The following is a 16,402-nucleotide window of genomic DNA, read 5'->3' as shown; positions in this document are numbered from 1 at the left end:
CTTTAAATTCTGGTCCAGTCTGCAGGAACAAGGTCTGCATCGTTAATCCCTTCGGCCAGGAACCACTTTTTCGGGGCGGTTACCTGTTTGCCTTCGTACCGGTTAAGCCAGGCGGCCCACCAGCTATAGCTGCTGTTGGCGATGATCTGGTGCCGGCAGCTGCTCATGAGGAAAAGGTCTTCATATTGCGTACTGCTCAGCGATCCGCTCAGGATTTCATAAGATATTCCTGCCGGGAGGTTGTTGCTCACCCATTCCGGATCGTTGGTAAATATATAAAAAGTTGCGCCGGGGTAGCGTGTTGCCGCCCTTTCGTAGTATTCCGGCTCGCAGATGCCATGGTAGGTAGCCGCAGCACTACTGGTATAATCCCCCCTGCGAAAGTGCATGGCCACGCTGTTGCTGTTACGCAATGCTTCCGCTTTGGCCAGTATTGCGGGAGGGAAATCAATATTGAAAGCAAACTCCTGCCGTATCACATATGCCGATGGCTCGAAGTACTTCCAGCTTTGCCAGTATCCTTTGAGATAAACGGGGGGCCTGAGGGAAAAGAAGGCGGGGTCTACATGATAATGCTCTTCCCGGAAAACGGTGCGCATGGATGCGGGCGCCAGCCGGTTAAACACTTTACCGGCGAAGCCGGGATGCGGGATCATATCTTCTGTGGCAATACCGGCACGGATCTTTAATCCATCCAGCCCATACATCCCTTCCTGCCGGGGCTCGTAGCTTCCCTTATCCAGGAATAGCGGAACATTATGGCGCAGGGCGAGGGTACGGCCTGCGGCGTATTGGAACATCTGGTTGCCCAGCCCGCCTTTTAATTGAACAAGGATCAAGATGGCTTGGTTTTGGCGCAAAATTATCCTTTTTCGATCATTAATCCGATCAGCGGATCAAAGTAACCGTTCCTTTCCGCTCTACCGGGCCGCATTCCGATTCAATACGCAACACATATACGAAAGTGCCTATATCGAGCGGTACATTCCTGTAAGTACCATCCCAGCAGTCGTTGGCTTTATTCGTCCGGAATACAACATTACCCCACCGGTCAAAAACCGACAGTTCGAAACGCGTAGCCGGACCGGTAGTTTTTACCCCAAAACAATCGTTGATACCATCGCGGTTGGGCGTAAATGCATTGGGTAACTGGAAGTGCGGCCTTGGCCCTGTATAAGATACCGCTACCGTGATGGAATCGTTGTTGGTACATCCGTAGTAGTCTGTCGCTGCCACGTGGTATTTGGTGGTTGCGGTGGGAGAAACCTGCTGTACAGGGTTTGCACGATCCGTAATACCCGGTGCCGGGAGCCAGTTGTAGGCTGCTGCGCCTGACACAGTCAGGGTGGCACTGCCTTCCATACAATTAATATCGTTGCTTTTGATAATACTGAGCACCGGCGGCGGGCGCATGGTAACCGGAAGGGTCACACGCTGTTCCGTACCACATACATTATCCCGGAGCGTTACATGATAGGCGGTGCTGGACGTGATGTCTGTCACCAGTCTCTCCCCCGGGCCTATCACCGTTCCGTCTTCCGTTTCCCATATGGCTTCGTCCATACCACTGGCGGTAAATGAGATACGGCTGTCTTTGCAACCATTTGCACTCGCCGGGGTAACAGACATGCTGCCCGGCTTCCTTACTGTTACCGACAGGTTGAAGGATTCCGACACTGCACATAAGGTATTTACAATCCGCACCGTATAATTACCACTGGCAGCAGGCTGCATCACCAGTTGACTGGCCGTGCCTACCACATGGTGCTGCCCATCGGCCCAGGTATAGGTTCCTCCGCCTGAAGCGTTAAAGGTTACCTGGCGCCCTTCACAAATGACCGCATTACGCGGGGTAACATCCACCACCGGGCGGGGCGTTACCATTACGGGGAGCGTGATAGTGGCGGTTTGGCCGCAGAGGTTTTCCCGGAGAACGGCGGTATAGGGCGCAGAGAGCTGCGGGGTAACCGTCAGCGTATTACCCGTACCTACAGCGGCGCCTGTATAGTCGCTCCAGCTTACATTATCTGCACCCGTCGCTGTAAAAGTGATGGGAGTTCCCTGGCAAACGGTAAAGTTGTCCGGGGTTACATTAAGTACCGGGAGGGCATCTACGCGTACCGCTACCGTATCGCGGCTATTGCAGCCGTTGGCATGCTCCGCATATACGAAGAAGGAGGTATTTGTGGTGATATTGGCCGTGGGGTTCGGGATAGTAAGGGCCGATAACCGCGGATTGGGTTCCCAGCGGTAGGTAAGTGCCCCCGTAGCCTGCAGCTGGGCAACACGGCCCATACATATGGCCATATCCGTGCCGGCATTCACTTTCGTAACATTACAGGTTTGAACGATCTGCGGGTAATAGTCTTCCACTTCCCCATCCGCAGCAAATCCACCGGCCTGTTCGACAGCAGTACTTGTTCCTGCAATCCTGAAACGGAAGCCGCAACGGATGGTGCCCCCGTCTGCAAGGGAATAAGGAAGGCCTGTCCAGCTGAATGATGCGAGATTGGTACCTGCCGGCACGGGTACCACTACCCTTTCTGCAGCAGTGAATGTACCATCCATATTCCAGTCCATCCATCCGCTGGCATAAGCCGTGGCGGAGGTCTGGTTCACCAGTGTGAGGTTAACGGTATAGTTGCCTGTGCTGCCGTTATAGTCGGGGAATACGGAGATCCCGTCTTCATCCACCCCGTCGGTATTATCATCGATGCCTTCAACGGCATCCGCATCTGCGATGATGCTGCCGAAATGCAGGTCGGATGCCGGTACCAGAGACGGGCCAGGCAGTGTGAGGTTGCAGCCGTTTATGGCGGAATAAGCGATCGCATGCTGGGCTGTGGGGAATGATGCGGGGAGATCCCCCCGGTCTATGGGCGATAATATCCCAAAAGTGACGGCCATACCGCCCGTGGCACTGGAAGCCCTTTGAAGGGTGGAATTGACCCGCAGGGGTGCCGTACCATTGGAATATGTGGCCATCATAGGGTTCTGTCCCATTCCTGAACTGCCGCCGTAAGTATTGGAGATCTCGATAGTTTGGGTATTGCAACCGAAAAGCGGGCCCACAGGCATGGGTATATTGGTGAAGTATTCCACCGCTTGCCAGGGGCCGCCTGAAGTGGTGAAATGCGTTACTTCCGTTGAGACGGAACCTTCCGCATCGGCTGCAATTAATGTAAAGGGGATCGCCACACCATTCCTTGTAGCGGTTACCTCCATATCGAAACGGGCTGTAACGTTTGTGGCTACGCTATGCAGAGCAGGTTGAATGGCGGAGTTGGTAAAATCATACAGGTTATGCAGCACCGCGCCATTCCAGGTGTTCATAATATCCGGCCGGAGGCCTGCCCCTGAAACGTTGCTGAAACGGATCGTGACTACAATGCCATCGTGGGTAGTGAAGGTTTTGGAAGCCCCGTCCGCAACGGTGAACCCATTCCAGTCGAACCACCAGATATAGGGCTTCAGCTTACCCGTGCCCCTGTCTGCATATTGGGCAGAAACAGTATGCTGGAGGAAGCAGAAGAGGAAAAACCATAAAATCTTCCGGAATGGCATGGGGATCAGGGATAAATTAAACTGTACGGATATCCGGCACAGGTTTAAAAATCAAAGTTAATATTTCGTCCGGCAATCCAAAATCATTCTATATTCGCCGTTAAGTTTGAAAGAAGAAATATGGGAATTATCCGCAGTCAGAGTATCCGTACGTCTATCATTACGTTCATTGGATTTGGCATCGGGGGAATCACTACGATCCTCGGCGCCAAACTCGTAGATCCGAATGTGATGGGGCTAACGCGGTTCTTTATCAGCGTGGCTACCATTGTATTTGCACTTTCAAACCTCGGATCCATTACCGTGATGAACAAGTTCTACCCCTGGTACCGCGATCAGCTGCCTGCCCCCAAACGCGATATATTCGGACTGGTACTCATCCTCTGTGGCATCGGTTTCCTCATGTGTACCGCCGGCTTCCTGATCTTCCAGGATCTCATCATCCGCAAATTCGGCACCAAGAGCGCCTATGTGGTGGATTACTATTTCTACCTCATTCCCTTCTCACTTTTCTTCCTCCTGTTTTCCGCATTCGAAAACTTTTCCTATAACCAGTACAAGAGTGTATACCCCATCCTGCTGAAAGAAGTGGGTCTTCGGGTGGAATACCTGATCCTGAGCCTTCTTTTCATTTTCGGAGTACTCTCGCTGGGGCGTTATGTGCAGTTTATCTCAATTGTTTACGGCGTGCTTCTGCTCCTGCTTTTGCGGTATCTGTACCGGCAGGGCGATCTTGTTTTTTCTTTTTCCATCAGCAACGTAACCCGGCGGCTGGCGAAACAGTTAATTACTTTCAACGCCACATTGTACATCGGTTCGGTGATCAACGTGATAGCCGCCAATATCGATAACCTTTCCATTTCCAGCCAGAAAGGGCTGGATCTCGGATTTGTATTTGAACTTAGCACCTACATCAGCACGCTCATCCTGCTGCCGCAGCGCAACGTAGTGGCCATCGCCATTCCGGTACTGGCCGCTGCATGGAAGAACCGTGATATGCAGTCTATTGGCAGCATATACCGCCGTTCCAGCAATACCATGCTCACTTATGCGGTGTTACTTTTCGGACTGATATGGCTCAATGTAGATAACGCATTCGGCATCCTTCAGCTGGATCCCATTTACTATGCGGGTAAGCCGGTGATCCTGTTCCTGGGCATGAAATCGGTGATGGATATGAGTTTTGGGGTGGCCAGCCAGGTTACGGGCACTTCTAACTACTGGCGGGTGGAGTTTTATTCCAATCTTGCTGCTGGGGCCGTGGCCATTCCGCTCAACATCTGGTTCCTGCGGCTTTTCGGTATTGAAGGGAATGCCATGGCCAATTTACTTTCTGCCGCCGTATTCGGAATTATCCGTTTCAGCTTCCTGTATTTCCGATTCCAGTTGCAGCCTTTCTCACTACGTACGCTCTACATCATACTGCTTGGCCTGGCCTGTTACTGGGTGTCTCAGCTGATCGATGTATCCAATTTCTATATCAGTCTTATCCTCCGCACGGCAGCCTTTACCGTACTGTATGGCAGTGCGGTGCTCATCTTCCGCCTGTCAGACGATGTATCCGAGGCGTTCAATAAATTTATCAGGAGTAAATTAAAGCCATAAGCTGCGCACCCATGCGGCTGACATCACCGCTTTGGAAGCCGGCCCGTTACGGAGCACTGCTACAGGTACCTTAGCCTGTGCGCCAACGATCTGCCTGAAAACGGCCGGTACCGGGGTACCCTTGCAATATTTTTCCAGCTGCTGCTGATTACGGATACCGAAGTTGCGCAACATCCTCCACAGCAGGTCATACATCTTCCATCCCTGCTTCGCGAAAGCAGGGTCTTTACTCAATACATGCGACCATTCCGGCAGCACCACGTCCGGGTCACCCTGCACGGCATTGGTGATCTGCATTTCATGCACACCAATATTTACGAGTGGTGTTTCAATGTGCATGGCCGGTCCCCGCTTCAGGAGCTCAATATAATAATCAATATCAACCAGCCATTTAAGCGCGGGATCGAAAGTAAGGCCGGGATACCGGCGGAAGAGCACGGTGCTGGGGGCGCCGATAAAGTTGCCAAGCAGCAGCGATGCCGGCTGGCGGTTCAGCCGTTCCAGCTGAGCTGGTGTAGTGGTATTGAAAGTTTCGCTGTTATTGGGGTATACGTTCACGCTGGTGGAAAACACCAGGGAGGCATCGGCCCGGCTGTCCAGCGCTTCAACGCATAATCCTATTGCCTGAGGGCTCCGCAGCCAGTCATCGTGATGCAGGACCTTTACATATTCGCCTGTTGCCAGGCTTAGGCCGGCGTTCCAGTTTTCAGGGGAACCCAGCGGAGAGGGATTCCTCTGATACCGCAGCGGAAAGCCTGTCCTGAAATCCCGCACCAGATCTTCCACAGCCTCGTCCGGCGAATCGTCGGTAACAATGACTTCAATGGATGTAAAATCCTGCAAACGCAGGCTGTGCAGGCATCTTTCCAGGAGCAACGGCTGTTTGTAAGCCGGTATACATATGGAAACCCTCGGTTTATTCATGTAAAAGCTATATTTTGCAAAGATATATTTATCGATCATATTACATGGCCAACTCCTCGAACAACGCATCTTCCGGTTCCATAATGGGGCAAATCGTCAATGGTATTCTTAAAAAATTCCGAACAGATAATTCCGGCAGCGAAAAGCTTTCTTTCTGGACGGTCAAATACCTGAAACACCTGCCCCAGGGCCCCCTGCAGCATATAAGCTGGAAAAGCGGCAGGATATGGTTCACCAAATCCTGGGAGCTCCTGCATTCGTTCGATGAGATCATTACCAAAGAGATCTACCGTTTTAAGGCAGGCTCTGAAGCTCCGCTCATTATCGATTGCGGTGCCAATATAGGCCTCAGCGTGCTGTATTTCCAACGGCTATACCCGCAAGCGCGGATTATGGCCTTTGAACCTGATAGCCATAACATTGAACTGCTTACAAAAAACGTGCACGACAATCAGCTTACCGGGACGGAAATTTTCAGGGAAGCGGTATGGACACACACCGGCAGCATCACTTTTGAATCTACAGGTGGCCAGGGCAGCCGTATCCAGGAGAATGCGAAAGGCGTTATCACTGTTCCCTGCCGCCGCCTGGCCGATCTCTTACAGCAACCGGTAGATTTCCTGAAGATCGATATCGAAGGGGCGGAATACCCGGTAATACTGGACTGTGCCCCGTATCTCCTCAATGTGCGTTGCCTTTTCCTCGAATATCACGGGCAGATCGGCAAAAGCCATGAGCTTACCCATATGCTGGAAATCCTGAAAGAAAGCGGGTTTGAATATTATATCAAGGAAGCGGCCGATAATGTGGCGCACCCCTTCGTACCGGGCGATTGTGGCCGGGAATATGAGCAGCAGCTGAATATTTTTGCGCGGAAGATTAATTGATGCGTCCTGCACCTGCGTAATACCTTACCCAGTAAGGTTCCCGCAGATCGCTGATCATCACCCCGTTACTGGAAGAGGCATGTACAAAACGGTCGTTATAGAGGTAAATTCCCACATGTGAGATCCGTTTCTTGCGGTTGATGGCGAAGAAGACCAGATCGCCCGACTGCAATTCGGCCCGTTTGGCCAATCGGCTCACCTGGTTGAACAATTGTACGGAATTACCCACCAGGTTGATCTGGTATACTGCAGACATGAGGGTATTCACGAAATTTGAGCAGTCGATACCCGATTTGGTACTGCCCCCCATGCGATAAGGCACTCCCCACCATTCTTCTATAAATCCAAATAATTTCTCATTTACCACGTTTTCCACGGGCAGATCGAGGAGCTGGGCATATTTAAACTGCCACCAGCGGGCTTCTTCAATGCTGTTTACATGCCCCGGGTTTTCACGGAGGCGGGTTGGCCGGTTTTTACCGGTATGGGAAGAGGTTTTGGGATCACGGGTAACAGCAATGCCGTCGATGAACTCCATCTGCTGGTTTTCCACAGGCTTTTGCGCCGTTGTTTGCTGTGGCTGCTTCTTCAGCATAGCACAACTTCCCAGCATTAAAGCACCTGCAGGTAACATCCTAAACATCCATTTTCCCGTTCTTCTCAACATTCCGTCTTTTTTTAAATTGGCTGCAATATAAAAAAAATCCGATTTTTGCCCTTTGGCAATCGCTGAAAAAATCACCTCAATATAAGATCCGACGATGAAGTTTTCACACCTGCACGTGCATACACAGTTTTCGCTGCTGGACGGAGCCGCCGATATCAAGGGGCTCTACAAAAAAGCGATGGGCGATAACCAGCCCGCGCTTGCCATCACAGACCACGGTAACATGTTCGGGGCTTTCCAGTTTGTGGCAGAAGCCTATAACCACCGGCTTAACCCTGAAGATCCAAAAGATAAACGCCTGAAAGTGAAGCCTATTGTGGGCTGCGAGTTTTATCTGGTGGAAAACAGGCACAAACGCCAGTTTACCCGCGAAGAAAAAGATATCCGTTACCACCAGGTACTCCTGGCTAAAGATGATGAAGGTTACCGCAACCTCATCAAACTCTGCTCCCTCGGTTACATGGAAGGCCTCTACGGCAAATATCCCCGTATCGACAAAGAGCTGATCCTTCAATATCATAAAGGCCTCATCGCCACCACCTGCTGCCTCGGTGCCTCCGTTCCCAAAACCATCCTCAAAAAAGGAGAAGAAGAAGGTGAAAAGGAATTCAAATGGTGGCTCGATATTTTCGGGGAAGACTTTTACGTTGAAATGCAACGCCACGGCATCCCCGAACAGGAAAAAGTCAATGAAGTACTAGTGCGCTTCGCCGCCAAGTACAATGTGAAGATCATCGCCTCCAACGATTCTCACTACGTGGATCAGGCCGATGCCAATGCACACGACATCCTGCTCTGTATCAACACCGGCGAAAAGAAAAGCACACCGTCCATGAAGGAATTCTCCGACGACGATGTGACGACCAAAAACAAACGTTTCGCTTTCTATAACGACCAGTTCTATTTCAAGTCCACGGATGAAATGTCGAAGCTCTTCGCAGATCTCCCCATGGCTATCGATAATACCAATGAGATCGTGGATAAGGTGCAGCTGCTGGACCTGAAGCGCGATATCCTCCTGCCCAACTTCCCCATCCCCAAAGAATTCTTTACGCAGGATCAGTACCTCCGCCACATCACCTACGAAGGTGCCCGCGGCCGGTATGCCGAGATCACTGCCGAAGTGGAAGAAAGGCTCAACTTCGAACTGGATGTAATCGAGAAAATGGGATTCGCCGGTTACTTCCTCATCGTGTCCGACTTTATCAAAGCGGGCCGTGAACTGGGAGTATTCATCGGTCCGGGCCGCGGATCGGCTGCAGGGTCTGCCGTAGCTTACTGCATCGGCATCACCAACATCGACCCCATCAAGTACGATCTCCTGTTCGAAAGGTTCCTCAACCCCGAGCGTAAGAGCATGCCGGATATTGATACGGACTTCGATGACGAAGGCCGTCAGCGTGTGATCGATTATGTGGTAGAAAAATATGGCAAGCAACAGGTAGCGCAGATCATCACCTACGGTACCATGGCCGCCAAAATGAGTATCAAAGACGTGGCGCGTGTAATGGACCTGCCCCTGCAGGATTCCAATGCCCTTGCCAAACTCGTTCCCGATAAACCCGGCATCCAGCTGTCAAGGATCTTTAACGCCCCGCTCGAAGGGGATAAGAGCCTGCAGGATAAGGAAGGCCTCGGCCCTGAGGATATCGAAAACGTGAAGAAGCTCCGCGACCTTATCAAAGGGGAAGACCTCCAGGGCGAAGTACTCCGCGAAGCCTGCGTACTGGAAGGCTCCGTACGTAATACGGGCATCCACGCAGCGGGTATCATCATCGCCCCGCAGGACCTTTCTGAACTTATCCCCGTTACCACCGCCAAAGATTCCGACCTCCTCGTAACCCAGTTCGAGGGTAACGTAATTGAAAGCGCAGGCGTAATCAAGATGGACTTCCTGGGGCTCAAAACCCTTACCATCATTAAGGGCGCCCTGCAAATGATCAAAAAGAATCATGGTATCGATATCATCATCGACAACATACCGCTCGACGATGAAAAGACCTTCGAATTATACCAGCGTGCAGAAACCAACGCCACGTTCCAGTTTGAAAGTCCGGGTATGCAGAAATACCTGCGTGAACTAAAGCCCGATAAATTCGCTGACCTTATTGCCATGAACGCCTTGTACCGTCCGGGCCCGCTCGAGTACATCCCGCTGTTCATCCGACGTAAACATGGTCTGGAGCCGGTAACGTACGACGTACCGGTGATGGAGGAATATCTCGCGGAAACCTACGGGATCAACGTATACCAGGAACAGGTAATGCTTCTCAGCCAGAAGATGGCCAACTTCTCCAAAGGTGATGCGGACATCCTCCGTAAAGCCATGGGTAAGAAGCAAAAAGCGGTACTGGACAAAATGAAGGCCCAGTTCATGGAAGGCTGCAAACAGAATGGGCATGACCTGAAGATGTGCGACAAGGTATGGACCGACTGGGAGGCATTCGCATCTTACGCATTCAACAAATCTCACTCTACCTGCTACGCCTTTGTGGCATATCAGACCGCATATCTGAAAGCCCACTACCCTGCCGAATACATGGCTTCCGTGCTGAACAACGCCAGCAACATGGAAAAGATCACGTTCTTCATGGAAGAATGTAAGCGCATGGGGCTGGATGTATTGCCGCCGGATGTGAACGAATCCTACAAGGGCTTTGCCGTTAACCGCAAAGGCCAGGTGCGCTTCGGCCTCGCAGGTCTTAAAGGCGTGGGTGAAGCTGCCATCGAGAGTGTGATCGAGGAGCGGGAGAAAGATGGCCCGTACGCCAGTATTTTCGACATGATCAAACGCGTAAACCAGCGTGCGGTAAATAAAAAGTCATTGGAGGCCCTGGCCATGTCAGGCGCGCTCGATTGCTTCCCTGAAATGCACAGGGCACAATATTTCCATAAGCCCGATGGAGACAACTCCACCGGACTGGAAAAGATCGTGAAATTCGGACAACAGGTATCTGCGGAAAACTCCTCTTCAGGCGGCCTGTTCGGTGATACCCTGATGGCGGAGATAGTTCCACCGAAGATCCCGCCCTGTGACCCATGGCCGCTGACCATTAAACTGAACAACGAACGTGAGGTAACCGGCATCTATATATCCGGCCATCCCCTCGATGATTATAAGTTTGAACTGCGGCATTATCATATGAACCCCTTGTCCGACGTCACTGAATATCAGAACAAAATCAGCGGCGTTTCGGATAATAATAAGGGTAAAGCGAAAGATTTCCGCATGGCCGTATACGTCAGCAGTGCCGTAGAACGCATATCCAGAAACAATAAGCAGTTCGGCATCATGACGCTGGAAGATTATTCCGGCAAGTTCGAATTTGCGTTGTGGAGTGAAGACTTCCTGAAATTCACCAATTACTTCAAACAGGGGCTGTGCCTGTATGTAAACGGTGGGTTCAAACCCCGGCGTTTCAATGAAAACGAGTACGAATTCAAGATTAACAGCATGCAGCTGCTGCAGGAAGTGAAAAGGAACCAGACGAAGAAAATAGGCCTTATTACGATGCCCCAGTTCCTGACTTCGGAGATGATTGATTTCCTGGCAGACAATGTGGCACGAAACCCGGGTAAAAGCGAAATTTACTTCCAGCTGGTGGATCGGGACGAAAACCTGTCAGTACGTATGCACACCTTCAATAAGCATATTGAGATGAATGACGAATTGGCACAATGGCTTGATACACAACCAGATCTGGATGTGTGGATAGATATTGCCAATAAGTAAGTAGAGAAATCCTATATCATGGGATGCCAAAAATGCAGTAGTTTTACATCGGATTGGTTTTTGAGTATACATCATCACCAATTCACCAATCATTAAATTATAAACTTTTAAATCTATAAAAAATGGCTTTAGAATTCACAGATGCGAACTTCCAATCCAATGTTCTTGACTCGGATAAATTGACCGTGGTTGACTTCTGGGCAGAATGGTGCGGTCCCTGCCGTGCAATCGGTCCGGTTATCGAAGAGCTCGCGAAAGACTACGATGGCAAAGTAAACATCGGTAAAGTGAACGTGGATAACAACCCGCAGGTCTCCATGAACTATGGCATCACCAGCATCCCCGCTATCCTGTTCATTAAGAACGGCCAGGTGGTAGACAAGCAAGTGGGCGCCGCTCCGAAAGCAGTTCTGGATAAGAAAATTCAGGCAAACCTCTAATCTGGTTTGAACATATTAAAAAAGCCGTCCTGTTTATCCGGGACGGCTTTTTTATTGGAGATTCTTTTTATTATCACCGGATCAGGTCAAACGTACCTTTCTTATCGTACATGAACAGTTTCCCATCGGGCTGCCAGAAGCCAAACTTAATCACATAAACATAAGTAGCAATAGGCTGTATCTTACCATTGTATTTACCATCCCAACCCTTGCGATGATCGCTGGTGGTAAATATCAAGTTACCCAGGCGGTTATAGATCTGCATGTTAAAGGCTACTACAGCCTTCGCTTTAGGCCGGAACACATCGTTCACCCCATCCTGGTTCGGTGTAAAGGCATTCGGCATTTCCAGCATCGTGGAATAATCCACCAGTACACTTACCGTATCCGCCATTATACAGTTGGCGCCCGAAAGCGTGCGGACGATAAATTGTGTAGGCGTAAATATCCGGGCGGGAGTTTCCGGGCAGATCGGGCATACAACACCTCCTGCATCTACCGGGCTCCAGATGTAATCCGTACCATTGGAAGCCCGCAGCATGAACTCGTCGCCGATACTTACAATGGTATCAGGGGTGAGGATATTGATCCTGCTGCGGCTAAGGTTATCTACAAAGATGTTCGCCTGGCTTACACAGCCATTGGCATCCACTGCCTGCGCGAGGTAGTTACCCGTACCCAGGAAACTCACCTGAGTTCCTGTGATCGGATTTCCGTTCCAGCTATAGGCATAGGGAGGTGTGCCGCCAGAAGGAGAAAGTTGCACCCAGCCCTGCTGGCGGTTACAGGTATCCTGCCAGGACTCAAAGGGCAGTAACAAAGGCGTGGGTGATGTAAGCGTAACCTGCTGGCTGTCCAGACAGAAAGCATTTCTGATATACACTTTGTAAGTACCGGGGCCAAGGCCGGAGAAATCTGGCGCATTGCCAAAGGGCTGTGCACCGAGAGCGAACTGGAAGGGTGGCGTACCCTGGCTCACCTGCGCCAGGATGGTACCGTTATTACGGCCAAAACAGGTAGGGTCTGTACTGGTGGCGCTGGTAGCCATCATGCGGGCCATATCCGTATTGATCGTGAAATTGTATAGTCCTGAACATCCGTTAACATCAAGGATGTTCACCCGGTAATTCCCAGCCGGAAGATTATTGAAAATGTTATTTGTACCGGCCGTGCCTCCGTTCAAAGAAAAAGTAAGCGGAGCCGTTCCTCCCAACGTTATTACCTCCACACTGCCGCCGGGGGTATTACAATCGATGTTCACAGGTGTGCCTGATGTGGTAATGGCGGTTGTGATGGAAATGGAAATATTATCCGTTACGGTGCATCCACCGTTAAATACCGAAACACCATAATTGCCGGAAGTATTTACGGTGATCAGCTGCGTGCTCTCTCCGGTAGTCCAGTTATAGCGTTTATGCGGGCCGGCGCCGCCATCCAGCGATACCGGAGATCCGTTACAAATTACAATATTGTTTTGCCCGAGGTCTACAACCGGCGGGGCAAGTACCACTATATTTTTACAGAAGCTCCGCTGATTGGGTGTTCCCAGATCAGTGATCAGGTTAATGGTATACGTTCCCGGCTGGTCGTACGTTACAGGCGGAGGCGCCTGGCCGGTGAAGTTAGGAATGGATGAATTATTACAACTGCCTAAAGTAAGGCGGGTGATGCCGCCGGTTCCCACATCAGGGATAAACGCGTTAAGATCGTTCCCCGTCCTGAAAATAGAAGATATGGAAGCCGGGAAATCCAGCGTATTACCCGGATTGCCCAGGGAGGTGGCAGTAGCCGCTCCTGTTATACCACCTGCAAGATCTACCCGCACAAGCGTATTATTACCGTTATTAACTACCAGCAGGAACGTTTGCCCGCAATCCTGGAAGGCGGCAATGTCACGCGGCTCATCCAGCAGCCCCCCCATCGTTCCCAGATCGGTACCCGTAGGAGGATTGGTGATGGAAGTACCGAAATCGTATCTAATGAGGTGATTGTTCCGGTTAGCAACGAACATATACCAATTGGGCCCTTCTTTCAGCATGTGTGTTCCATATGGAACTGACATGAACCCGCCCACATTACCCAGGTTTATCATAGCAGGCGTTGTCGTAAAATCAGTGCCGAATTCAAAACGCGTAATGGTATTGTTTTGCTGATTGGTTGCGAAACCGTAATACCTACCGCCTTCCTGTATAACTGAAAGGTCGTAGGGATAAGCAAGTACGTTACCGGTATTCCCCCAGTCCACCCCACCGGTAGGTGTGTTACTCCAGGCAGAGCCAAAATCCAGCCGCACAATTTTCGGAACAGACATGGAGTTGCCTCCCACCACGATCAGGTGTTTGCCGGCAGCGTCTTCCACAGCCTGTACACCTTCCGCATTATCGGGCATGAAACCGATAAATTGAGTAAGCAGGGTTGAGGTCGGCGTATTGAGGAGGCTATTCCCAAAATCCAACCTTATAACATTACGGTCAAAGTTGTTTATTACGAAAACAAAGAACCTGCCGGCATCTTCCACCAGCACACTATGGGCCGGGCCATTGAGATTAGCGCCAAAATTTCCCAGGTTAGTGAGCACCGGCGTCCGGAAAGGGCTGCCTGAGCAAAAGTTCCAGAACCAGGTGCCTGCGCCGCTGGACTGATCAGTTATCGTAACGGGAGCGCCAACACATACTGTATCCGGAGCGGTAAAGCTGGCAGTTTGGGCATTGACTTTTAAGGATGTCAGGAGAAAACAAATGAGGTATAGGTACAATCGCATTACTAAACAATTCAAAATAATTCGGCGGCGGAAAGATATTATTTTTATTCCTATTTTAATATAGTATTATTTACTTTCCTTATTTTGCCGGGTGTATCACCTCTTGTTTTGACCTTATCTTACTTTCTAACAGTATGTTACATTGGGAGAATATTGCCCGTGGGACATTGGGCATGACATTTCTTGTGCTCGTTTGTTACCTCCTGAGCAACAACCGGAGAGCAGTAAACTGGAAACTTGTTGGGATAGGCCTCATAGCCCAGATCATGTTTGCCATGGGTGTGCTGGATACCCGGGCGGGCGGGCAGCCGGTATTCTGGCTATTCTTTGGTATAGCCATTACCGTATTCACCGTACGCAGGGTTATCCGGAAGTCGAAGGAAGGGTTTGAACTGAAGGCAGATGCCATCAGCTGGCTGCTGGCTTTACTGGCACTGGCGGGTTTCTTCTTCGGTATTATCCGCAGTCCGCAATACCCACTGCCTGCCGTGGCTTTCGCAATTGGTCTCGTGCCCATCCTCCTCATGGCCCGTTACCTCCCCAAACGGACCCTCGAATTACTGAAATGGACCGTACTGGCTGCATGCTTCCTGCTCACCCTGTCTGTTTACCTGCAATGGTGCCCTCAGGATGTATTCCGCCGCTCTTTAAGCACTGTATCCCGCTCATTCGTAGATCTTATCAACCTCAGCCATAAAGGAACGGATTTCATGTTCGGGAAGCTGGCAGATCCTTCCGGCTCCTGGGCTTATATCTTTGCCGTTCAGGTACTTCCCAACATCATCTTCTTCGCGGCCCTGTCGTCTATCCTCTACTACCTCGGCATCCTGCAGAAGATCGTGTATGTGTTTGCTTACCTGCTGAATAAAATGCGGATCTCGGGTGCCGAAAGTCTTTCCACCGCCGCCAACATTTTTCTCGGGCAAACGGAGGCTCCCCTTATGATCCGGCCTTACCTCGATAAAATGACCCGCTCCGAGATCATGTGTATCATGGTAGGCGGGTTCGCCAATACCGCAGGCAGTGTAATGGCCGCTTATGTGGGTATGCTGGGCGGTACCGATGAACTGGCCAAGGAGTATTTTTCACTCCACATGCTCAGCCAGAGCATCATGAGCGCCCCCGCAGCCATCGTGTGTGCCAAGCTGCTGTTCCCTGAAACACAGGACCACCTCATCCAGAAAGATCTGCAGATTCCAAAAGAGAAACTGGGCGATAACTTCCTCGATGCCTTATCCCTCGGTACTACCGACGGCCTCAAACTGGCCGTAAATGTTGGTGCCATGCTTATAGTGTTCACCGCCATGATGTATGTCGTAAATGGCATGCTGGGCTGGGTAGGTGATCAGACCAATCTCAATCCCTACATCGCCACCATGAGCGGTGGCAGGTACCAGGCACTTTCACTGGAAATGCTGCTGGGATACCTGTTTTCCCCTGTGGCATGGCTCATAGGCGTAGCTTCTGCGGATATACTGGCCGTAGGGCAACTACTGGGCATCAAAACCGTGCTGAACGAGTTTCTGGCGTACCAGTCGCTGACGCAAATGAAGGAAGCGCGGGTGATAACCGACCCTAAATCCATGCTGATAGCCACGTACGCCTTGTGCGGCTTCGCCAACTTCGCGTCTATCGGTATCCAGATAGGGGGTATCAGCCAGCTGGCCCCCAATCAGCGGAAAAACCTTACGGAACTGGGTATCAAAGCGCTCATCGGCGGAACCATCGCCTGCCTCATGTGCGGGTGTATAGCCGGGGCACTGAGCTAACGGAATAAACCATGCCGCTATGTGGCCTGTTGGACGGGAAATTCCGCCTTTT

10 protein-coding genes are annotated in these 16,402 nt (G+C 50.9%); 5 read left to right on the top strand and 5 right to left on the bottom strand.

Annotated features, from left to right (window positions below; genetic code table 11):
* Positions 1-2 precede the first annotated feature (2 nt).
* Together DEV76_RS10190 and DEV76_RS10185 are read right to left on the bottom strand one after the other, a co-directional pair.
* The gene (locus DEV76_RS10190; protein WP_109697802.1) at positions 3-839 is read right to left on the bottom strand and encodes an alpha-1,2-fucosyltransferase; all 837 of its coding nucleotides are present in this window, start codon (positions 837-839) and stop codon (positions 3-5) included.
* Between the two features lie 49 nt (positions 840-888).
* Positions 889-3,564, bottom strand: a complete 2,676-nt coding sequence (locus DEV76_RS10185) for a CshA/CshB family fibrillar adhesin-related protein (protein WP_109697801.1) — start codon at positions 3,562-3,564, stop codon at positions 889-891.
* 120 nt (positions 3,565-3,684) lie between these two features.
* Between DEV76_RS10185 and DEV76_RS10180 the strand changes: the two genes are divergently transcribed.
* Entirely contained in the window at positions 3,685-5,169 is a 1,485-nt protein-coding gene (locus DEV76_RS10180) for a polysaccharide biosynthesis C-terminal domain-containing protein (protein ID WP_109697800.1), read from the top strand.
* Here the strand turns inward: DEV76_RS10180 and DEV76_RS10175 are convergent.
* Positions 5,158-6,093 carry a glycosyltransferase family 2 protein gene (locus DEV76_RS10175; protein WP_157962814.1) on the bottom strand — a complete coding sequence of 312 codons (936 nt, stop codon included), beginning with the start codon at positions 6,091-6,093 and terminating at the stop codon, positions 5,158-5,160. The two genes, DEV76_RS10180 and DEV76_RS10175, sit on opposite strands and share 12 nt — an antisense overlap.
* Before the next feature lie 44 nt (positions 6,094-6,137).
* Between DEV76_RS10175 and DEV76_RS10170 the strand changes: the two genes are divergently transcribed.
* Positions 6,138-6,980 carry an FkbM family methyltransferase gene (locus DEV76_RS10170; RefSeq protein ID WP_109697798.1) on the top strand — a complete coding sequence of 281 codons (843 nt, stop codon included), beginning with the start codon at positions 6,138-6,140 and terminating at the stop codon, positions 6,978-6,980.
* On the opposite strand, the gene DEV76_RS10165 is transcribed toward DEV76_RS10170, so the two are convergent.
* A complete protein-coding gene (locus DEV76_RS10165; protein ID WP_157962813.1) occupies positions 6,973-7,647 on the bottom strand; it encodes a C40 family peptidase in 675 nt (224 codons plus the stop codon). The genes DEV76_RS10170 and DEV76_RS10165 overlap by 8 nt on opposite strands.
* A gap of 94 nt (positions 7,648-7,741) precedes the next feature.
* Between DEV76_RS10165 and dnaE the strand changes: the two genes are divergently transcribed.
* Both dnaE and trxA read left to right on the top strand, forming a co-directional pair.
* A complete protein-coding gene (gene dnaE, locus DEV76_RS10160; RefSeq protein ID WP_109697796.1) occupies positions 7,742-11,380 on the top strand; it encodes a DNA polymerase III subunit alpha in 3,639 nt (1,212 codons plus the stop codon).
* A gap of 122 nt (positions 11,381-11,502) precedes the next feature.
* Positions 11,503-11,820, top strand: coding sequence for a thioredoxin (gene trxA / locus DEV76_RS10155; RefSeq protein ID WP_109697795.1), 318 nt, complete (start codon positions 11,503-11,505; stop codon positions 11,818-11,820).
* 73 nt (positions 11,821-11,893) lie between these two features.
* Here trxA and DEV76_RS10150 read toward each other — a convergent pair whose 3' ends face one another.
* Positions 11,894-14,581, bottom strand: coding sequence for a T9SS type B sorting domain-containing protein (locus tag DEV76_RS10150; RefSeq protein ID WP_109697794.1), 2,688 nt, complete (start codon positions 14,579-14,581; stop codon positions 11,894-11,896).
* A 134-nt stretch (positions 14,582-14,715) separates the two neighbouring features.
* Here DEV76_RS10150 and DEV76_RS10145 point away from each other — a divergent pair, with 134 nt between their 5' ends.
* Positions 14,716-16,350 carry a NupC/NupG family nucleoside CNT transporter gene (locus DEV76_RS10145; RefSeq protein WP_198652016.1) on the top strand — a complete coding sequence of 545 codons (1,635 nt, stop codon included), beginning with the start codon at positions 14,716-14,718 and terminating at the stop codon, positions 16,348-16,350.
* The last annotated feature ends 52 nt before the right edge of the window (positions 16,351-16,402 follow it).

Origin of the sequence: Chitinophaga deserti, from assembly GCF_003149455.1 — a bacterium.
In the GTDB taxonomy this organism is placed as follows: domain Bacteria; phylum Bacteroidota; class Bacteroidia; order Chitinophagales; family Chitinophagaceae; genus Chitinophaga; species Chitinophaga deserti.
This window is presented reverse-complemented; position numbering and strand designations above follow the sequence as displayed.